Origin of the sequence: Cytobacillus sp. BC1816 (genome assembly GCF_051353635.1) — a bacterium.
Lineage (GTDB): Bacteria > Bacillota > Bacilli > Bacillales > Cytobacillaceae > Cytobacillus > Cytobacillus oceanisediminis_C.
In genome coordinates this window covers 4,173,344-4,194,349 of sequence record NZ_CP195611.1, presented here as the reverse complement: position 1 = coordinate 4,194,349, position 21,006 = coordinate 4,173,344, and the positions used below count along the sequence as shown (strand labels likewise).

Here is a 21,006-nt window from a genome sequence, read left to right as displayed (position 1 = left end):
AGAGGGATGACATGCGCTCTTACGAAAAATCTATCAAGGCTTTTAAAGAGGCAAGCGAATTGATGCCTGGAGGAGTAAACTCTCCTGTACGTGCCTTTAAATCAGTTAATATGGATCCCATTTTTATGGAACGCGGACGAGGCTCTAAAATCTACGATATCGATGGAAATGAATATATCGATTATGTTTTGTCCTGGGGCCCATTAATCCTGGGCCATACTAATGAACGTGTGGTCGAGGGTATAAAGAAAGTAGCTGAAATGGGGACAAGCTTTGGAGCTCCTACCGAAATCGAGAACGAGCTTGCCAAGCTGGTCATTGAACGCGTGCCTTCCATTGAAGTGGTACGAATGGTTTCTTCCGGAACAGAAGCTACTATGAGTGCCTTGAGGCTTGCTCGAGGATATACCGGCCGAAATAAAATCATGAAATTTGAAGGCTGCTATCATGGCCACGGCGATTCCCTTTTAATCAAGGCTGGCTCTGGTGTAGCAACTTTGGGGCTGCCAGACAGTCCGGGGGTTCCCGAAGGGGTTGCCAAAAATACAATTACGGTTCCTTACAATGACCTTGAAAGCGTAAGATATGCCTTTGAGCAATTCGGAGACGATATCGCAGGTGTGATTGTGGAACCGGTAGCGGGAAATATGGGTGTCGTTCCTCCTCAGCCAGGCTTTCTTGAAGGCTTAAGAGAAATTACAGAGCAAAACGGCTCCCTGCTTATTTTTGATGAAGTAATGACTGGTTTCCGCGTCGGCTATAATTGTGCGCAGGGCTACTTTGGCGTGACGCCGGATATTACATGTCTTGGAAAAGTTATTGGCGGTGGGCTACCAGTCGGTGCATATGGCGGAAAAGCGGAAATTATGAAGCAGATTGCACCAAGCGGTCCAATTTACCAGGCAGGAACACTATCAGGAAACCCTCTTGCCATGACAGCCGGTTTCGAGACCTTAAGCCAGCTGACTCCACATTCCTATAAGGAATTCGAAAGAAAAGCAGACAGACTGGAAGAAGGGCTTAAAGCAGCTGCTGAAAAATATGATATTCCACACACCATTAACCGTGCTGGATCTATGATTGGCATCTTCTTTACAAATGAAGCTGTGATTAACTATGAAAAAGCCAAAACATCCAACCTGGATTTCTTTGCAGAGTACTACAGGGAAATGGCAAACCAGGGAGTCTTCCTGCCGCCATCCCAATTTGAAGGACTCTTCCTCTCAACTGCACACACGGATGAAGATATCGAAAAGACTATCCAGGCAGCTGAAAAGGCATTTTCAAAATTAAAATAAGCAAGACTTGACACTCATCGATTGATGGGTGTTTTTTTATGCCCTTGTAATTATTATTTGAGTCTTTATGCATCCTTTGGATGCGCAGCCGAGAGAAAATCTTATCAATGGTTACTTTTTTCTAAATTTATCTAAGATTCCCTCAGAGCGCTATTTTTCTAATCATAAAGTATCCTAATCCCTCATAGGATTGTTAATGACATAGTGATTAAACGTAAAGATTCGAAGGGAGGAGTCGCTTTGTCTCAGGGGAATCCATCGTGCTTACGATTTTCTTTAGAAGAATCAGTATGGTTTCAAAAAGGACAGGAAGTATCGGACCTGATTACCATCTCGTTAGACCCCAATATAACAATTCAGGAAAGCGATCAATATGTAACAATCCAGGGAGCACTTGAACTGGCAGGTGAGTATAGACGCAACGATGAAGAAGTATCCGAGGAAGATCAAGAGGATTTGGCAGTCACCAAATTCGTTCAGACAATTGAAGAAAGAGGAGAAGGAATTTGTGAATTCAAACACTATTTTCCTGTCGATATCACCATACCGAATAATAGAATCCAAAGCATCTACGATATTGATGTTGCGGTAGAGTCGTTCGATTATGTTCTGCCGGAAAGAAGCTGTATGAAATTGACAGCTAATTTAACCATAACCGGATTATATGGTGATCAGCAGCATGTTCCTGTTCAAGAATGGGAGGAAGAAGCGGAAGCTGAAACTGAAAATGAAACGGAAGAATTAGAGATTTTAAACAGATCTTCTGAAGTTGCAGAGGAGACAGAGGAAGAAGAAATAATACAGCACGAATGGGCGTCATATCAGCAAGAAGAACAGGAGCAAGAGGAAGAAAGAGAGGAAGAAATAGAGGAAGAAACAGAGGAAGAAACAGAGGAAGAAACAGAGGAACAAACAGAGGAACAGGTATACGCTGCTGCCGAGGAAGATATACGGGAAGAGGACCCGCAGGAAGAGCAGTCAGAAACCGATGAGGTTTATATTCCATTTGAGGCAGAAGCAAGGAAGCAGCCTGAAGTGGAAGAGCAGACCGTCATTAAACCATCAGCGCCGGCAGCGCTCGAAGTAAAACAAGAGCAGCCGGAAGAAGAACAGACTCCGAAAAGTGCACCGGAAATATCTTTTTCTTCTCAGCGCAATGAGGAGGAAGCACCACCAACCGCACAGGAAATCTATCAAATGACGGAAGCGTCCGAATCAGATAGTCCTTCCTTTGAAAAGAAACCTGTTCAGGCGGCTGCACAGGAAACTCATGAGGAAACTGAGGAATCCTCATCCTCTTCAGAACAGGAAGCTAAGAAGAAGAAACTCTCCAAGAAGAAAAGCATGTCTTTAACAGAGTTCTTTGCCCGTAAGGAAGAGACAGAGGAACATGTTAAGCTCAAGGTTTGCATTGTGCAGAACGGCGACACAATTGATGCCATTGCTGAAAGGTATGATATACCAGCCCAGCAGCTATTACGGGTGAATCACCTTGAAATCAATCAGGATATTTATGAAGGGCAAGTGCTGTACATTCCTGTTGCGGTAGCCCATTAAATGGTTAAAAGCTGAGCAGGTATTGATAACCCGCTCAGCTATTTTCGTTTAACCAATATATTTCAAAATTACATCATTTTTTCTCATTCTGGAAAGTGAGTGGTTAAGGTGGAAGAAAAAAATCGGCTGCGGAAAGTCTCCCCTATTTTAAATCATTATTCATTAGAGCCGCATTTTGTAGAGGAGTTTGGGAGAGTTCAGAAGGTTTACAGCAGCAAAGGTGTGTTTGCTTTAAAGAAAATAAAGCCTCAGCATGGAGCTGATTTTATAAGGCATGTACAAACCCTCTTTCAAAAAGGCTATAACAGAATCGTCCCTATTTACCCGACGGTGGATGGAAGATATGGGGTGCTCCATCAGAATGAATTATTTTATTTAATGCCATGGATGCCTAATGAAGAAAAAGAGGATAGATTTGAGAGGCATCAGCAGATGCTGAGGGAATTGGCTAGACTGCATACATTGTCCTCGCGGGAAGTTCCTATAAACAAGGAAGACCGAACCGAACATTATGAAAAAACTTTGCAGGAATGGGAGAAAGAAAAGGAGTTTTTAGAGGGATTCATTGAAGCCTGCGAAAGAAAAGAGTATATGTCTCCTTTTGAGCTAATGTTTTCCCTATATTTTCACGACGTCAGCCAGGCACTAAAATATTCCACAAACAAATTCAAAGATTGGTATGAAAAAACAAAAGAAAACGACAAAGCACGAACGGTAATCATTCATGGGAAAGTTTCAACCGAGCATTTTCTATACGATGAAAGGGGATATGGGTACTTCACAAATTTTGAAAATGCAAGACAGGGATCGCCGCTCCATGATGTATTGCCGTTTTTATCAAGGACACTGAAAACTTATCCAAAAAGATCAGAAGAATGTGTAGAGTGGATTTACACTTATATGAAATACTTTCCATTTAGAGACGATGAGATGCTGCTGTTTCAAAGCTACTTTGCTCATCCGGGTCCTATTATCAGGGCTGCTGAACAATATTATAAAGGGGAGGGGAAAAGGGGAGAGAGAAAGGCTGTCCAGCATTTGCAAAGGCAGTATTGGCTTTTGAAAAATATTGAATATGCTGCAATGAGAATCGATGAGATTGAGAGGCAAAAACAAGAAGCTAAAGCAGCTGCCGAAGCTCAAGCGCAGGAAGGAGCCCAAAGTTAAAAGATGCGGGCTCCTAAACCAATTGAAGATGGAAAGCGATAGCAATCAGAATGAACAGCGATAGCAGCAGTACATCAAAGGTGGTAGGCAGCAATATTGTTCTTATGCCTTGAAAAACACAGAACGGGATTATGAACTGTGCACACACATTCCTGAAAGTTCTTAACCAGGGAGGCAGTGTGTAAGGATTATATTTTCTTCTCATTGTCGCATGCCCCTTTCCCAAATGTTCATATGTATATTCTATGATTCATTTTTCTGTAAAGTGCCTATTTTCGTTTCTTTACTGTACAACAGTATTTTAAAATTCCCCTGAAGAAATCTTTTTCAGGCAAAATCATCATCACTTCGATGGAAATAATGAATAATATATAAAAAACTCGGGTATCCTTATTGACTATAACAGTCTTTATTGGGTAGTATATTTTATATATAAAATTGTATATCGATGCTAAGACAGGGAAGAGTACAATAGCCATTTGCCTTTTAGAGAGGAAAACCAGCAGCTGAAAGGTTATCCAGGCAAAACTGTTGGAAGGTCGCCCTAGAGCATCTTTTGCGAAAGGCAGCAGCCAAGTAGTAAAAGACGGGAAATCCGTTATCTGTTTAAGTGTCAATCTCTATAAGAATGTCTTTCCCTGATTTTCTTTAGTGATTGAAAAAAAGGTGGTACCGCGAAGCAAACTCCATTCGTCCTTTTATGGCGAATGGAGTTTTTTATTTTTTAGGGATTGCTTTTCAGAAAGGAAGAATGACACATGGATAATAATGAATTATCAATGCCGACGAAATATGATCCGCAGGCGATTGAAAAAGGACGATATGACTGGTGGCTGGAAGGTAAGTTCTTTGAAGCAAAAGACGATGAAACAAAGCAGCCATATACAATTGTGATTCCGCCTCCGAACGTAACAGGAAAGCTTCATCTCGGCCATGCATGGGATACGACTCTTCAGGATATCCTTACACGAATGAAGCGTATGCAGGGATATGATGTTCTATGGCTTCCAGGAATGGACCATGCGGGCATCGCTACTCAGGCAAAGGTTGAAGAAAAGCTTCGCAATGATGGCAAAAGCCGCTATGATTTAGGCCGTGAAAAATTTGTAGAAGAAACATGGAAATGGAAAGAGGAGTATGCCAGCCATATCCGCCAGCAATGGTCAAAGCTTGGATTGGGCCTTGATTACAGCCGCGAACGTTTTACACTGGATGAAGGCCTTTCAAAAGCTGTAAGAGAAGTTTTCGTTTCACTTTATAATAAAGGATTGATTTATCGCGGCGAGTACATTATCAACTGGGATCCGTCCACAAAAACGGCTCTTTCTGATATCGAAGTTATTTATAAGGATGTTCAGGGTGCCTTCTACCATATGAGATATCCTTTATCGGATGGTTCAGGACATATCGAAATTGCAACTACACGCCCTGAAACGATGCTTGGCGATACAGCTGTAGCAGTACACCCGGAAGATGACCGCTATAAGCATTTAATCGGCAAAACAGTTAAACTGCCGATCACAGGACGCGAAATTCCGATTGTTGCAGATGATTATGTAGAAATGGATTTCGGGTCAGGCGCAGTAAAAATTACGCCGGCTCATGACCCAAATGATTTTGAAATAGGAAACCGCCACAATCTTGAAAGAATTCTTGTAATGAATGAAGACGGCACAATGAACAGCAGAGCCGGTAAATACCAAGGTATGGACCGATTTGAATGCCGCAAGCAAATCGTGAAGGATCTTCAGGAAGAAGGAGTACTTTTCAAAATTGAAGAACATATGCATTCTGTGGGCCATTCAGAGCGCAGCGGCGCAGTTGTTGAACCTTATCTTTCAACACAATGGTTTGTAAAAATGCAGCCTCTTGCTGATGAAGCCATCGCTCTTCAAACTAAAGAAGAAAAAGTAAACTTTGTTCCAGAGCGATTTGAAAAAACGTATCTGCGCTGGATGGAAAATATCCGTGACTGGTGTATTTCGCGCCAGCTTTGGTGGGGACATCGGATCCCGGCCTGGTACCACAAAGAGACAGGTGAGGTTTTCGTAGGGCACGAAGCACCTGAAGATGTTGAAAACTGGGAGCAGGACAAAGATGTTTTGGATACCTGGTTCAGTTCAGCCTTATGGCCATTTTCAACAATGGGCTGGCCGGATACTGACTCAAGCGATTTCAAGAGATACTATCCGACTGCTGCTTTGGTAACTGGCTATGACATCATTTTCTTCTGGGTATCGCGAATGATCTTCCAGGGACTAGAATTTACAGGAGAGCGCCCATTTCAGGATGTATTAATTCATGGTCTTGTTCGTGACTCACAGGGTCGCAAGATGAGTAAGTCCCTTGGAAATGGCGTTGATCCAATGGATGTAATTGATCAGTATGGTGCTGACTCACTCCGCTATTTCCTTTCTACAGGAAGCTCGCCGGGACAGGATCTGCGCTTCAGTATGGAAAAGGTTGAGGCTACATGGAACTTTGCCAATAAAATTTGGAACGCATCCAGATTTGCATTAATGAACATGGATGGATTAACATACGAAGAAATTGATTTAAGCGGTGAAAAGTCTGTTGCCGATAAATGGATATTAACCCGTTTGAATGAAACAATTGAGACGGTTACAAGATTGTCTGACCGCTACGAGTTTGGCGAGGTTGGCCGAGTGCTATATAACTTCATTTGGGATGACTTCTGTGATTGGTATATAGAAATGGCAAAGCTTCCACTGTATGGAGAAGATGAAGCTGCCAAGAAAACCACTCGTTCCATCCTGGCATATGTTCTGGACAATACAATGCGACTGCTGCATCCATTTATGCCATTTATCACGGAAGAAATTTGGCAGAACCTTCCTCATTCAGGTGAATCCATTACGGCTGCCACATGGCCGGCAGTTAACGGTGATTACACTGATGATCAGGCTGCAAATGAAATGAAGCTGCTTGTAGAAATTATTCGCTCTGTCCGCAACAGCCGTGCTGAAGTGAACACGCCGATGAGCAAGAAGATTAAAATGATGGTAAAAGCTAAGGATGAGGAAATTCTGGGCATACTGGAAAATAACCGTGCCTATATTGTACGATTCTGTAACCCTGAAGAACTGGTGCTGGCTCTTAATGTTGAGACGCCTGATAAGGCAATGACAGCAGTTGTGACTGGTGCAGAAATCATCCTTCCGCTTGAAGGCCTGATTAACATTGAAGAGGAAGTTGCCCGCCTTCAGAAAGAATGGGATAAATTAAATAATGAAGTTGAAAGAGTCCAGAAGAAACTTTCAAACGAAGGCTTTATTAAAAAAGCGCCTGAAAAGGTAATTGAAGAAGAGAAAGCAAAAGAACAAGACTACAGCGAGAAGAGAGCTGCTGTAGAAACGCGCATTAAAGAGCTAAAAGGAGAATAACTAATAGTTGCGGAAGGCGGGTCCATATGAAGGATTCGTCTTCCTTCCTGTATAACGGAGGTGCATTTTATGTTTTCTACTTATGAGGAAGCACTGGGATGGATTCATTCTAGGCTAAGACTGGGAATGAAGCCGGGACTGCAAAGGATGGAATGGATGATGGAAAAACTCGGGCATCCCGAGAGAAGAATTAAGTCCGTCCATATTGGCGGAACGAATGGAAAAGGCTCAACAGTTACGTTTTTAAGATCCATTCTTCAAGAGGCGGGTTATTCTGTCGGAACTTTTACATCGCCATATTTTGAGAAATTTAATGAGCGGATTTCTCTGAACGGTATTCCGATTAAGGATGAAGATCTTGTTCGGCTTGCTAGTGATATATATCCGCTGGCGATTGAATTGGAACAGACGGAACTTGGCGGTCCAACCGAGTTTGAAATCATTACCGCCATGGCTTTCCAATATTTTGGCCATGTACAGCCGGTGGATCTCGTTTTGTTTGAAGTGGGGCTTGGCGGAAGGTATGATTCTACTAATATCATCTATCCTGTATTATCAATCATTACAAGCATCGGACTCGATCATACAGCTATCCTTGGGAATACATATGAGGAAATTGCTTTTGAAAAAGCGGGAATAATTAAACCCGGAATCAGTGTTATTACAGCTGTTAAACAAGAAGAAGCGCGCGCTGTTATTCAAGATAATGCTTTAAGCTTGAAGTCCCCTGTTTATCAGCTTGGGAATGAGTTTGCTATATCTGATCATAATTCCCTGAACCTGGGTGAATTCTTCTCCCTAAAGACAGTCTTTCAGAACTTCCCTGATCTTGAGATAGGAATGAGCGGAAAACACCAGACTGAAAATGCTTCCCTTGCCGTAATGGCAGCAGAGCTATTAAATAAACTTTATGCTTTCCTTATAGAGGTAAATCATATAAGAGCCGGATTGAAAAGTGCTTTCTGGCCCGGACGATTTGAAATTCTATCTGAAGACCCGCTGTTGGTAATAGATGGAGCGCATAATGAAGAAGGGGTAGCTGCCTTAACTGCTGAGCTGAACAACCGTTTTGGAGATAAAAGCAAAAATATTGTATTCGCTGCGCTTGCTGATAAAAAGCTTGATAAAATGATCAGTAAGCTTGATTCTGCTGCAGATCGCATCACCTTTACCGAATTTGAGTTTCCGAGAGCAGCAGCAGCTGAAGATTTATATAATCTCAGTAAAAACAGCAGGAGACAGTTTCATACGGACTGGAAAGAGCTATTGGATGCTGAACTGCGTGAAGCAGGAAAGAACACCGTGCTGGTTATTACTGGATCACTTTACTTCCTCTCAGAAGTGAAACCTATTCTTTTGAATCTTTTGGAAAATAATAAATGAAATATGACAAAAGTTAGAAAATTTGATAAAATGTTCGTATTATCCAACTATTTTCCTGAATAAATTGGAGGAGGGGGAAAAGATAGTTAGTTCACAAGCCAAAAAAATAATATGGTTATTATGGATACTAATATTTCCTGCAGGTTCCATGCTAACCTATCATTTTTACCCTCCAGATTTTTCAGGACAGGGAATCAGTTTGGTTGCCTTTTTCATATTGATGTTTTTCGTTTCTTCCATGCCGATGGTAATCAATAATACACCAATTTTTTTAATTCAATGGGTTACGATGGCAGTGTTTTTAACCTTTGGGCTCCTTGCTGAAATGATATTGGTGCAATTGGGGATCCTGGTACTTCTTTTAAGGCTGAAAATACAAAAGGATCAGCTGTTTCGTCTGCCGCTTAACTCACTTTTGTTCTTTACTTTATCTTTATTGAGCGGGCTGGCTTACTTTGCAATGGGTGGCAAAATAGGCGTAGATCTAATAGATAATCCCCAATATTTCTGGGTTGCTGCAGCATACCCTGTAATCCATTTTACTCTAAATCAGGTATTGATCAGCGTAATTCAGGCTGCATTGTATGGCAGGAAAATATCCTTTCTGGAAAAAGACCTTATATGGGAAACTATTACCTCTCTCATAACATTCCCGATAGGCCTTATCCTTTACATTTTATATTCTGAAGTGGGAATTCTTGCACTGCTGTTTGTAGGGGTGCCATTTGTAAGTCTTTCAATCATTCTTCATCTTTATTACTCAAGTGAAAAGGTTATTGATTACCTTCAAAAAGCCGCAGATATAGGGCATCAAATGGCAGAGCGCCTTGATGTGAATGAGGTTATGGAGCTTTTCATTTTGAAATTGAGCGAAATGTTGCCTGTTGACTATGCCTATATTCTTGATATTAAGGATAACGATGAACTTCATACCATTTACCGAATTGAACATGGCAAAATGAAGAAGAATGACCTTAAGCCCACCAAAAAAAGTGAGGGAATCAGCGGATTGGTTTTGGGCACCGGAAAATCTGCCCTTTTCCATTCGAGGAAGAAATGGAAAAGCATTGCTAAGGAATTCTTGCCTGGAGATGCCGAAAGCCTTATTTGTGTTCCAATAATCCGAAGCAATGAAGTATTGGGGATGCTGCTGCTTTCTTCGGCAAAAAAGAGGTCCTATGAAAAGTCACAGCTCATGATTGTCGATATTTTATGTTCACATTTTGCAATAGCAATAGAGAATGCAAAGCACTATGAGGAAACAAAAGCCAAAAGCGAACGCTGCGCGTTAACGAAACTATTCAATTATAGATATATAGAAGCTAAATTAAATGAAGAATTCAGCAGATTGCAAAATGGTGAAAGAGAACTCCTTTCACTCATCATACTTGACATCGATCATTTTAAAAAAGTGAACGATACTTATGGGCACCAAAGCGGAAATGAAATCCTCTGCGAACTGGCTGATCGGCTGACAAATTTAATAAATACGGCAGGAATTGCTGCCCGATATGGCGGCGAGGAATTTGTTGTCTTAATGCCTGAAACCAGCAAAGACGATGCGATAGGCTGGGCAGAGCTTATCAGGCAGAACATTGCCAACCGTCCATTCATACTCAAACAGAATATCGATGGAAGAAGCAGCAGCACAAAAGTTTATATAACCGCCTCCATTGGGGTAGCTGCTGCACCTGAAGATGCTGATGATTCACTGGCCCTTATACGCCATGCTGACAGAGCATTATATGTTGGAGCTAAGCGGGCAGGGAGAAATAGGGTAGCGGAATATGTGAAGTGAAAATCCTTTTGTTTGTCAAAAGGATTTTTTTGTGCAAATCAACCGTTTTACCTATTAAATATATTGTTCTTAAGTGTATTGGTATAATGTTAGTGATTTACATCATTGAAGTTCATAAGAATTCAACATATACTGTTCAAGTATATTCATATACAATTGATCATTTTTTAGTTTTGCAAATTTAGGAGGAGGAAACAAGCTGCGTGCATATAACAATATTTGAGGGCCTCTATATAAAATAGGACACTCAGGAAATCAGCTTTCTTGTACCTGCACCGGCGTGTTAATATTTATGCTAAATCTCTTAATAATATTATTTTTATTCGGTACCATACTAGGTTCCTTCTACAATGTAGTTGGCCTAAGAGTTCCTGAAAATCAATCAATAGTAAAGCCGAGATCACATTGTAAACACTGTAAGCAAACTTTATCATATTTGGAGCTTGTACCAATTCTTTCTTATGTATTTCTAGGTGGAAAATGCAGACGCTGTAAGGTGTCAGTTTCAGCCTTATATCCGGCTATAGAGTTTTCGACAGGTACTTTGTTTGCTGCTGCTCCATTAATTTTAGGGTGGACTTCCGAGTTGATTGTGGCATGGACGTTAGTTTCTCTTATGGTTATTATATTTGTATCTGACTATAAATATATGATCATTCCAAATAAAGTTCTCTTAGTTTTTGGTGTGATCCTATTAGCAGAACGTATTTTTATTCCTCTTTCTCCTTGGTGGGACAGTATAGCAGGTGGGGTGCTTGGTTTTTTACTCCTTTTATTTATAGCTGTAATCAGTAAAGGCGGCATGGGTGGGGGTGATATAAAGCTATACTCAGTTATTGGTATTGCTTTAGGTGTGAAGCTTGTTATGCTTTCGTTTTTTCTAGCCACTTTGTTTGGAGCATTTCTAGGTGGTATAGGCATGCTTATAGGAGTTGTGAAAAAGGGAAAACCAATTCCATTCGGTCCTTTTATTGGTTTGGGAACAATAATTGCTTACTTTTATGGCAATGAATTGATAAAGTGGTACTTTCACGCAGTCCTATAGAGATAATCAGAATTGTCAAGAAGTTAATGAGTATAAAATCTGTAATTTTTCTATTTTAATGCCAATGAAGGAATCCTTATAAATAAATTAGATCCTGATTTTAATTACATAAATTAACCGAAAATCCAAATGAAAAATTTGACGAAATCCTTCCGTAACAAGACGACAAAAGTCTTGTTATTTTTTTTTTTCCTTATGTTAGGATGAAAACAATTCAGGAAACGGCACGGAAGGAGGATGAGATATGGACAAGCCTAAAAGCGAAAAAACGATTACGATTAAGATAAATGGCAAGGACCGTCCGTTTCAGGAGAAAAAGGAAGAAATGCAGGAAAAAGCATGGGATCCGAGACAGCTGGATAGACAGAAAAAGCAGGAACAAACTGAATTTTTCGCGTCCATACAAACAGCGGCCGGCAAAGAGGCGGATGACAGCTTCGACTGGATCCTGCCAGAGGAAACGGAAGATGCGGATATAAAGGAATATAAAATAGCAGCTCCTCCTAAATCACCGGCTAAAAATGGGTTGAGTACACTGGCTAAGAAATTCCAGGGAAGAAATAAGCAAGGATTCTTAACATCCATTTTTCTGGCTGTCTTTTTTGCTGTTCTGCTTGGGACTAGCTTCGGGTTCATCATGCTGAAGCTGGTATTTACCGATCAGGCAGCCGAAACTGTGGCCCCTCCAATTAAAGAAACTCCGGCAGCATCAGTTCAGCAGGCTCCCGCTGCAGTCGCAGAATTAGAAACATTAACAGCTTACGTAGTTCAAGGCGGCGTATGGTCAAACAGCGAAGCAGCAGAGCAAGTCCAGGAAGCTAACTCACAAAAAGGAGTTTATAGCCAATCATTAAAAATGGGAGAGCAGACTTTTCTTTTTTTAGGGGTATCCGGAAGTCTTGATCAGGCGAAGGAAATAGGTGCCGATCTAAAAAGCAAAGGGATTGATGTATTTGCAAAGGAAGTAGCCTTTGAAGGTAAAGCAATTGAAGGGCTGAATGCTGAAGAGAAAAAACTGTCTGAAATTGCTCCGGTGTTATATCAAAGCCTTTCAAAAGGTGCTGCCAGTGCCTCTCTCGGCAGCTCAATAGCCCCTGAGACGGCTCAGGAAATAAAAAATCATAGCAAGGCAGTGAATGAACTGCAGGCAGATCAAATTCAAAATAAAGGCCTGACATCTATAAGAGAGGAACTTTTGAATGCCTCGAAGCAAATAGAAACATACCAGCAGGCAGGGGATTCTGCATCAGCTGGTAAAATTCAGGAGCACCTGCTGGCATTTCTTGCGGCTTATCAGTCTTTGCTCCAGTCAGACGGGCAGTAAGCACCTGGCATATTGTGCCATAATTTTATCCGATTCGAATATTTTCTGGGAAATATCACATATTAAATGGAGTCTGTTCGGGAAATTTAGACAGACTCTTTCTTTTTGTCACTTTTCGATAATTTATGATAAAAATATCTATAAATGACCTCTTAAAAATTGTTTGTCTGGCAATTTTTTGATACGATTAATCTGTATCTCCCAATATGATACATAAAGGTAAGGTGATTACATGCAAAACCTCATTTTAGCCTCTTCTTCCCCGCGGCGAAAAGAACTTCTTGAAAATCTTCATTTGCAATTTGAAGTCTCCAGCAGTGATGTCGATGAAAGTTTTGATCCAGTGCTGACACCAGGAGAGATCGTGAAGGAGCTTGCCCATAGAAAGGCAAAGGCTGTATTTAATAAGCACCCTGATTCATATGTAATTGGCTCAGATACAGTTGTAGTTAAAGACGGCAATGTTTTAGGAAAGCCAGGCAGCAGCAAGGAAGCATTTACTATGCTCAAAAGTCTGGCTGGAACCACCCATTCTGTTTACACAGGTGTATCCATCGTGACGCCTGAAAATGTGAATACATTCTATGAAAAAACCGATGTGGTGTTCTGGGAGTTAACAGATGAAGAAATTAACTCTTATATCGGCACCGGTGAACCATTTGACAAGGCAGGAGCATATGGGATACAAGGTATGGGCAGCATGCTTGTAAAAAGCATAAATGGAGATTATTTCTCTGTTGTCGGCCTTCCTGTCTCCAGAACGGTTCGTGAACTAAGGAAAGCAGGATATTCGCTTCCTTAATATACTTTTTTTCATCCTCGGCTCCCTCGCCCCAGAGTTTAGGGAGGAAAATATGCAAACGGATACTCTATTGATTAAAGATTTCCCTCAAGATGAACGCCCTCGTGAGCGATTTGTCCTAAATGGTCCGCAAAGCTTATCCAATCACGAGCTGATAGCGATATTACTCAGAACAGGCACGAAAGATGAATCTGTCCTCCAATTAGCGAACAGGCTTCTAACCCATTTTGAAGGACTCCGGCTATTAAAAGATGCATCCTTGGATGAAATAACGGCCATTAAAGGAATAGGATCGGCAAAGGCAATTCAGCTGCTGGCAGCAGTTGAAATCGGCCGGAGGATTTCCAATCTCACATATGACGACAGATATACTATCCGTTCTCCTGAGGATGGAGCAAATTATGTCATGCATGATATGCGATTCCTGTCTCAGGAACATTTTGTATGCCTTTATTTAAATACAAAAAATCAGGTGCTTCATAAGCAGACCATCTTTATTGGAAGCCTGAATGCTTCAATTGTCCATCCGAGAGAGGTCTTTAAAGAGGCCTTTCGCAGGTCAGCTGCGTCGGTTATCTGCATTCATAATCATCCGAGCGGTGATCCGACTCCAAGCCGGGAAGATATTGAAGTAACCAAAAGACTTGCAGAGTCCGGAAAAATAATCGGCATTGATGTGCTGGACCATCTTATCATCGGTGAAAATAAATTTGTCAGTTTAAAGGAAAAAGGGTATTTATAACACTATGTTTTTATTTGACGTTGCGCTATAATATTGGTTATGATTTTTGAGATGCCTTGCATTTTGGAGGCTCATTGTACTAGAAAAATTAAAGAAAATTCCATTAAAATACCTTACTTAGGAAAATGAGCAATTTGTATCAGAAAGGGAGATACCATTTATGTTTGGAATCGGTACTAGAGACCTTGGAATAGATTTAGGAACAGCTAATACACTTGTCTATGTTAAAGGAAAAGGAATTGTTGTCAGAGAGCCGTCAGTAGTAGCACTGCAGACAGATACTAAAAATATTGTAGCTGTCGGTAATGATGCGAAAAATATGATCGGCCGTACACCTGGCAATATTGTCGCGCTCCGTCCAATGAAGGATGGCGTAATTGCGGATTATGAAACAACCGCGGTCATGATGAAATATTATATTAAACAAGCCAATAAAAATAAGGGCTTCTTTTCAGGCAAGCCATATGTAATGGTTTGTGTGCCATCCGGCATTACAGCTGTTGAGGAACGTGCTGTTGTCGATGCAACCCGCCAGGCAGGGGCACGCGATGCTTATACCATCGAAGAGCCGTTTGCCGCTGCAATCGGGGCGAATCTCCCTGTTTGGGAACCGACAGGAAGCATGGTGGTTGATATCGGGGGAGGAACTACCGAAGTAGCCATCATTTCCTTGGGCGGAATTGTTACGAGCCAATCCATCCGCATTGCCGGTGATGAAATGGATGACGCGATCATCAATTATATCCGCAAAACCTACAACTTAATGATTGGTGACCGTACAGCAGAAACCATTAAAGTAGAGGTTGGCTCTGCTGGAGATCCTGAAGGCGTTGAAAATATGGAAATCCGCGGACGCGATCTGCTGACTGGCCTGCCAAAAACTATTGAAATTACTGCTGAAGAAATTTCAAAAGCATTGAATGATACTGTATATGCGATTGTGGATGCAGTAAAAAATACTCTTGAAAAAACTCCTCCTGAACTGGCAGCCGATATTATGGACCGAGGCATTGTCCTGACTGGAGGGGGGGCGCTTCTTCGCAACCTCGACAAGGTGATCAGCGAAGAAACAAAAATGCCTGTTCTTATAGCGGAAAACCCATTGGACTGTGTCGCAATTGGTACTGGAAAAGCTCTTGACCACATCGATTTATTCAAAACGAAGGCGAAAGAATCCAGATAAATAGAAGCCTGAATAAGAAAATGATAAAGCCCATTCACTTCTTAAAAAGTGCATGGGCTCAAATTTGGTTATAAAATAAGAAAGCATAAAATTTTGAACTTCGAGAACTGTCTAGCTGCAGCGCCTCCCCCCTCGAGGTCACAAGCTAATCCTCCCAAAAAGGCAAAGATCGCCTTTCTGTGTGGCTGGCTCGTCTTATGCCTGTCAGGGGTGGGCAAGGCGATTCCGCTTTTTCTTAGTGAAATGATAATTTTACAGATATATGTTATATTTTGTTGAGCAGTGCCTGAATGGCGCAATCTTTTCTGAAAAAATACTAATCGAGGTGTAACGGATGCCACAGTTCTTTTTGAACAAACGCCTGATTATTTTGCTTGTCAGCATTATTATTCTCGTGGCATTGATTGGATTTTCTTTAAAAGATAGAGAAAATTTGACCTGGCCTGAACAATTTTTAAAAGATACTACCGGGTTTATACAAAATGCTGTTTCCAGCCCTGTAAATTATGTGGCAGGATTCTTTGAAAATGTCGAAGACTTGCAAAATACATACAAAGAAAATAAAGAGCTAAAGACAAGGCTGGATGAGCTTGCACGCCTTGAGTCTGAGGTTCAGCGGCTGAAAAAGGATAATACAGAACTTCGTGAGATTCTGGATAAGAAAGACTCTTTAAGTGAATTTGAGCCAAAGCAGGCAACTGTTATAGGAAGAAATCCTGACAGATGGCATGAATTGCTTATCATTAATAAGGGGAAAAATGCTGGCATTGAACCGAACATGGCTGTTATTACATCTAAAGGCCTGATCGGCAAAGTGAAAAGCAGCAATACCTTTACTTCAACAGTTCAGCTTCTTAGTTCAATGGATCCGACAAATCGCATCTCTGCAGAGATACAGGCTGAGAAAAGTGAATATGGCCTAATCGAAGGCTATGATAAGGAAAAAGGTCTCCTTCTGCTTAAGAGGATTCCATATGATGCTAAGATTAAAAAAGATCAAAATGTAATTACATCAGGATTAGGTGGTGTATTCCCTAAAAGTTTACTAATTGGGAAGGTTGTAGATGTTGTTCCTGATGAATTTGGTCTCACTCAAACCGCCTATGTTAAGCCGGGGGCAGATTTCTACGATATTGGACATGTAATGGTTGTCAAAAGAGGTGCTTTACAGCCTGAGCTAATGGAAATGGTTGATGAGAAGGAGGAGGAACTGTGAGAAGATTCCTTCTTCCTCTCATACTCCTGGTCTTATTTATCGGTGAAAGCATATTTGTTCAAATAACTCCGCATGATTTGTTAGGCAGCGGAAAAATAGCAGTTCCCCGTTTCCTGCTGGCCGGCTTGCTTTTTTTGACCATTTTTGGCTCAAAGAAGTACGGAATTCTTTACGGTTTATTATTCGGCTTGCTTTTTGATATTGTGTATGTGGAAATTATCGGCATATACCTGTTTCTATTTCCAGTCATTGTTTTTATTACAACTAAACTAATGAAAATTCTTCAGACGAATATGGCTATGGCTTCCATTATTGTGCTTTTAGGCATCACCCTCCTTGAGGCAGGTGTCTACCAGATGAACTTATTAATTCATCATACTGATATGGTTTTTGCAGCTTTTCTATCTTCACGCCTCGTGCCAACTCTTATATTAAATGCCATTTTCATTATTTTAGCTGTTTATCCATTTAAAAGACTTTCTGAAAAATTTGCAGATAGCTTAAATGACTAATCGTTTAAAGTGATATAATTTCATAGTTCATTTAAAAAGAAACCGGATTAATCCGGTTTCTTTTAAATGAATAATTTTTAGTAAAAAAGGAATTTAGAAGGTTTCTGTCGAATTCTACCTTTATGGTCTAATTGGATAGGGATAATTGGCATAATTTGTTTTTAAAAGAATGGCCCTGCGGTTGAAAAATAGCAGTGAATGGACTGCTTTATAATAGAGTGCCGCCAGCACTTATGTGTTTCTTATCATTGAGGTGAACATCTTGAAATGAAAAAAAACCAAAACGTTACAATAAAAGGGACGAAAGATGGTCTGACATTGCATCTCGATGATTCCTGTTCATATGGAGAACTGAAGAAAGAACTTGATAGAAAGCTTTCAGAAAACTCCAGATCTGTTGAAGACCGGCTTCTTTCAGTGAGGGTACAAGTCGGCAACCGTTATCTCACAGAAGAGCAGCAGGAAGAATTGAAGGAGTTAATAAGGCAAAAGAAGAACCTGATCGTTGAGTCCATAAGCTCCAATGTCATTACCAAAGAAGAAGCTGAAAAACAGAAGGAAGAAAATGAAATTGTATCTGTTGCGAAGGTGATTCGATCCGGTCAGGTTCTCGAAGTAACGGGAGATCTGCTTCTTATCGGAGATGTAAATCCCGGGGGCACTGTCATGGCAGGAGGAAACATCTTTATAATGGGGGCGCTAAAAGGCATAGCCCATGCCGGATGCCATGGGAATAAGGAAGCCGTGATTGCTGCTTCGCTTATGAAACCATCCCAATTAAGGATCAGCAATTGTATTAATCGGGCTCCAGACAAAGATCAAGATGACGAAAAAAGAGAAATGGAATGTGCTTACATAGATGAAAATGATCAAATAACTGTAGATAGATTACAAGTATTAATGCATCTAAGACCTAATATAACTAGATTGCAAGGGGGAAGCTAGGATGGGAGAAGCGATTGTCATTACGTCCGGAAAAGGCGGAGTCGGAAAAACGACTACTTCCGCAAATGTAGGTACTGCTCTGGCCCTTCAGGGAAAAAGAGTGTGCCTGGTGGATACAGACATTGGCCTTCGAAATCTTGATGTGGTGATGGGACTGGAAAACCGCATTATTTATGATCTGGTCGATGTAGTCGAAGGCCGGTGCAAAATGCATCAGGCTGTGGTTAAAGACAAGCGGTTTGATGATTTGCTGTATTTGCTTCCTGCTGCTCAAACAAGTGATAAGACGGCTGTTACACCAGAGCAGATGAAAAAGCTGGTCGATGAATTAAAGCAGGATTATGACTACATTGTCATAGACTGCCCTGCCGGAATTGAGCAGGGGTACAAAAATGCTGTCGCTGGTGCAGATAAAGCAATTGTTGTTACCACTCCGGAAGTTTCAGCCGTACGTGATGCTGACCGGATTATCGGCTTGCTTGAAAAAGAGGAAAATGTAGAAGCTCCAAAACTGATAATAAATAGAATTAGAAGCCATATGATGAAAAATGGCGACATGCTCGATGTCGATGAAATTACCGCACATTTGTCGATTGATTTAATTGGAATTGTCGCAGATGATGATGAAGTGATCAAGGCATCCAATCATGGTGAGCCTATTGCATTAAACCCTAACAGCAAAGCTTCTGTTGCTTACCGTAATATCGCCCGCCGCATACTTGGTGAAGCTGTTCCGCTTCAGCCACTTGAAGAAGAGAATAAAGGTGTATTCTCAAAGCTGAAAAAATTTTTTGGTGTTAAATAATTTAAATTTATTGAACTAGCCGGGGAGCCTTCTCCGGTTTATTTTTTTATCTCAGACACCCACTTCAAGTCATACTCTATTTGGACAACTCATAAACTTGTACAAATAGAGCTATATAGAAATGGTGGGGATATTATGAATTCAAGAGCGGATGAAATACGCAAGAGAATCGAGCGGAGAAAAAAGGAGAAAGAAAGATTCTCAAAAAAGAGAGATTCAACTGTTCTTTGGACAGAAGATGAAGAGCGGTATGGGTTTAGTAAGCTGCCTTCATACGAGAGCAAACTCGAAGAGGGCAATCACCCCTTATTTCGAAAGGAACTATTTCTATTCAAATTGCTTGCTTCTGCCTGTATTTTTTTATTCGCAGCTATTCTTTTTAAAAACCAGGCTGCAACATTTGATCCTGCAAGAGATTTTGTAAAGGCAGCCATGGAGAAGGATTTTCAATTTGCCGCAGTTTCCGGCTGGTATGAAGAACAATTCGGAAAACCACTGGCTCTGCTCCCATTTTCAGATGGCAAAAAGGATGAGAAGAATCTTGATGAAAACAGTGAGTATGCATTGCCTGCTTCTGCAAAAATCCTGGAAGACTTTAATGATAATGGCCAGAGAATAACAATCGAAACAGGTAAAGAAGCATCCATTGAAGCAATGAGTGAAGGGCTTGTGCGGTTTGCTGGAAAGAAAGATGGTTTCGGAAATACGGTTATTATACAGCATGGTGATAAAAGTGAGTCCTGGTATGGCAATTTGGCTGAAATTAATGTGAATTTATATCAATACGTTGAAAAAGGAACCGGTATAGGCATTGCAGGTGACACTGGTGATGGAGAAAAAGGGTCTTTTTATTTTGCGATTAAAAAAGATGATGATTTTATAGATCCGATCCAGGTGATTCCATTTGAATAAAATAACAGGATTAATTAAATATATTCATATTCATCCTTTGTTATGGGCCATTATCGGACTATCTGTCGCGACTGCTCATTTTATGGAATTATGTATGCTGCTCCTGATTATCTTCGTTCATGAAATGGGCCATGCAGCTGCAGCATCCCTTTTTTCCTGGAGAATAAAAAAGATTGCCCTCTTGCCATTTGGCGGTGTAGCGGAAATGGATGAACACGGAAACCGGCCTCTGAAGGAGGAGATCGTAGTCATTATAGCAGGGCCGCTTCAGCATATTTGGATGATGGGGGCGGCGCTGTTATTTTATGAGCTCTCTTTTGTATCTGCAGATATTTTTCACTTATTTATTCAGTTCAATTTAATGATACTGATTTTTAATCTGCTCCCTGTCTGGCCATTGGATGGAGGAAAGCTTGTTTTTTTGTGGCTTTCTCTTAATCAGGCATTTCCGGAAGCGCACAGAAAAACACTTTTCATTTCGGCTGCGGGTCTAATCAGTTTCATAATATTAACTTTGCTGACCTCTCCAGTAAACCTGAATATATGGGTAGTCCTCGCTTTTTTGGTGTTTTCGCTATATCATGAATGGAAGCAGAGCCGATTCATATTTATCCGTTTTCTCCTCGAAAGATACTATGGGAAGCACAGTGACTTCCGAACATTAAAACCAATCGTTGTAAGAGAGGAAGAACTGGTTATTGACGTTCTGGAAAGATTTCAGCGAGGATGCAAACACCCAATCATAGTTGAAAAAGACGGGAAAGAGAAGGGTGCTTTAGATGAAAATGAATTGCTGCATGCGTGCTTTGCAGAAAAAGTGCTGACTGCTAAAATTGGAGATTTGCTTTATGTTTACTGAAGAGCGTATTTTTATTAACATGAATATATAATGTTTTAAAGTGAGGAAATAGTT

At 40.9% G+C, this 21,006-nt stretch carries 18 protein-coding genes and 1 other annotated feature; of the genes, 17 read left to right on the top strand and 1 reads right to left on the bottom strand.

Annotation, left to right across the window (positions count from 1 at the left end):
• Positions 1-11: 11 nt before the first annotated feature.
• The 3 genes from hemL to ysxE all read left to right on the top strand — a co-directional run bounded on the left by hemL (position 12) and on the right by ysxE (position 4,022).
• Positions 12-1,298, top strand: a complete 1,287-nt coding sequence (gene hemL / locus ACR42H_RS21370) for a glutamate-1-semialdehyde 2,1-aminomutase (protein ID WP_436373141.1) — start codon at positions 12-14, stop codon at positions 1,296-1,298.
• Between the two features lie 240 nt (positions 1,299-1,538).
• Positions 1,539-2,855, top strand: a complete 1,317-nt coding sequence (gene spoVID / locus ACR42H_RS21365; RefSeq protein WP_436373139.1) for a stage VI sporulation protein D — start codon at positions 1,539-1,541, stop codon at positions 2,853-2,855.
• Between the two features lie 108 nt (positions 2,856-2,963).
• On the top strand, positions 2,964-4,022 hold the full coding sequence (ysxE, locus tag ACR42H_RS21360) for a spore coat protein YsxE (RefSeq protein ID WP_113882695.1): 1,059 nt from the start codon (positions 2,964-2,966) through the stop codon (positions 4,020-4,022).
• A 13-nt stretch (positions 4,023-4,035) separates the two neighbouring features.
• Here ysxE and ACR42H_RS21355 read toward each other — a convergent pair whose 3' ends face one another.
• On the bottom strand, positions 4,036-4,227 hold the full coding sequence (locus ACR42H_RS21355; RefSeq protein WP_019380294.1) for a hypothetical protein: 192 nt from the start codon (positions 4,225-4,227) through the stop codon (positions 4,036-4,038).
• Between the two features lie 239 nt (positions 4,228-4,466).
• Positions 4,467-4,723: a binding site (T-box leader), on the top strand.
• Between the two features lie 57 nt (positions 4,724-4,780).
• On the opposite strand from ACR42H_RS21355, the gene ACR42H_RS21350 reads away from it, so the two are divergent.
• The 14 genes from ACR42H_RS21350 to ACR42H_RS21285 all read left to right on the top strand — a co-directional run bounded on the left by ACR42H_RS21350 (position 4,781) and on the right by ACR42H_RS21285 (position 20,952).
• Complete coding sequence (locus ACR42H_RS21350) at positions 4,781-7,426, top strand: valine--tRNA ligase (RefSeq protein ID WP_113882696.1); 2,646 nt, start codon at positions 4,781-4,783, stop codon at positions 7,424-7,426.
• 69 nt (positions 7,427-7,495) lie between these two features.
• The gene (locus ACR42H_RS21345) at positions 7,496-8,809 is read left to right on the top strand and encodes a bifunctional folylpolyglutamate synthase/dihydrofolate synthase (protein WP_436373136.1); all 1,314 of its coding nucleotides are present in this window, start codon (positions 7,496-7,498) and stop codon (positions 8,807-8,809) included.
• Positions 8,810-8,957: 148 nt separating this feature from the next.
• Positions 8,958-10,607 carry a sensor domain-containing diguanylate cyclase gene (locus ACR42H_RS21340; RefSeq protein ID WP_113882698.1) on the top strand — a complete coding sequence of 550 codons (1,650 nt, stop codon included), beginning with the start codon at positions 8,958-8,960 and terminating at the stop codon, positions 10,605-10,607.
• Positions 10,608-10,899: 292 nt separating this feature from the next.
• On the top strand, positions 10,900-11,652 hold the full coding sequence (locus tag ACR42H_RS21335) for a prepilin peptidase (RefSeq protein WP_113882699.1): 753 nt from the start codon (positions 10,900-10,902) through the stop codon (positions 11,650-11,652).
• 244 nt (positions 11,653-11,896) lie between these two features.
• Positions 11,897-12,976, top strand: coding sequence for an SPOR domain-containing protein (locus tag ACR42H_RS21330; RefSeq protein WP_436373133.1), 1,080 nt, complete (start codon positions 11,897-11,899; stop codon positions 12,974-12,976).
• A gap of 232 nt (positions 12,977-13,208) precedes the next feature.
• Positions 13,209-13,778: a Maf family protein gene (locus tag ACR42H_RS21325; RefSeq protein WP_436373131.1), complete on the top strand. Its 570-nt coding sequence runs from the start codon at positions 13,209-13,211 to the stop codon at positions 13,776-13,778.
• Positions 13,779-13,830: 52 nt separating this feature from the next.
• Positions 13,831-14,520, top strand: a complete 690-nt coding sequence (gene radC, locus ACR42H_RS21320; protein ID WP_113882702.1) for a RadC family protein — start codon at positions 13,831-13,833, stop codon at positions 14,518-14,520.
• Positions 14,521-14,680: 160 nt separating this feature from the next.
• Entirely contained in the window at positions 14,681-15,703 is a 1,023-nt protein-coding gene (locus tag ACR42H_RS21315; protein WP_113882703.1) for a rod shape-determining protein, read from the top strand.
• 334 nt (positions 15,704-16,037) lie between these two features.
• On the top strand, positions 16,038-16,919 hold the full coding sequence (gene mreC / locus ACR42H_RS21310) for a rod shape-determining protein MreC (protein ID WP_009333128.1): 882 nt from the start codon (positions 16,038-16,040) through the stop codon (positions 16,917-16,919).
• Positions 16,916-17,431 carry a rod shape-determining protein MreD gene (mreD, locus tag ACR42H_RS21305; protein WP_436373129.1) on the top strand — a complete coding sequence of 172 codons (516 nt, stop codon included), beginning with the start codon at positions 16,916-16,918 and terminating at the stop codon, positions 17,429-17,431. Before mreC ends, mreD begins: the two co-directional genes overlap by 4 nt.
• Before the next feature lie 267 nt (positions 17,432-17,698).
• Complete coding sequence (gene minC / locus ACR42H_RS21300; RefSeq protein WP_113882705.1) at positions 17,699-18,376, top strand: septum site-determining protein MinC; 678 nt, start codon at positions 17,699-17,701, stop codon at positions 18,374-18,376.
• A 1-nt stretch (position 18,377) separates the two neighbouring features.
• Positions 18,378-19,181: a septum site-determining protein MinD gene (gene minD, locus ACR42H_RS21295; RefSeq protein WP_113882706.1), complete on the top strand. Its 804-nt coding sequence runs from the start codon at positions 18,378-18,380 to the stop codon at positions 19,179-19,181.
• 135 nt (positions 19,182-19,316) lie between these two features.
• A complete protein-coding gene (locus ACR42H_RS21290) occupies positions 19,317-20,093 on the top strand; it encodes a M23 family metallopeptidase (protein ID WP_113882707.1) in 777 nt (258 codons plus the stop codon).
• Entirely contained in the window at positions 20,086-20,952 is an 867-nt protein-coding gene (locus tag ACR42H_RS21285) for a M50 family metallopeptidase (protein WP_113882708.1), read from the top strand. The genes ACR42H_RS21290 and ACR42H_RS21285 overlap by 8 nt, the downstream gene beginning before the upstream one ends.
• The last annotated feature ends 54 nt before the right edge of the window (positions 20,953-21,006 follow it).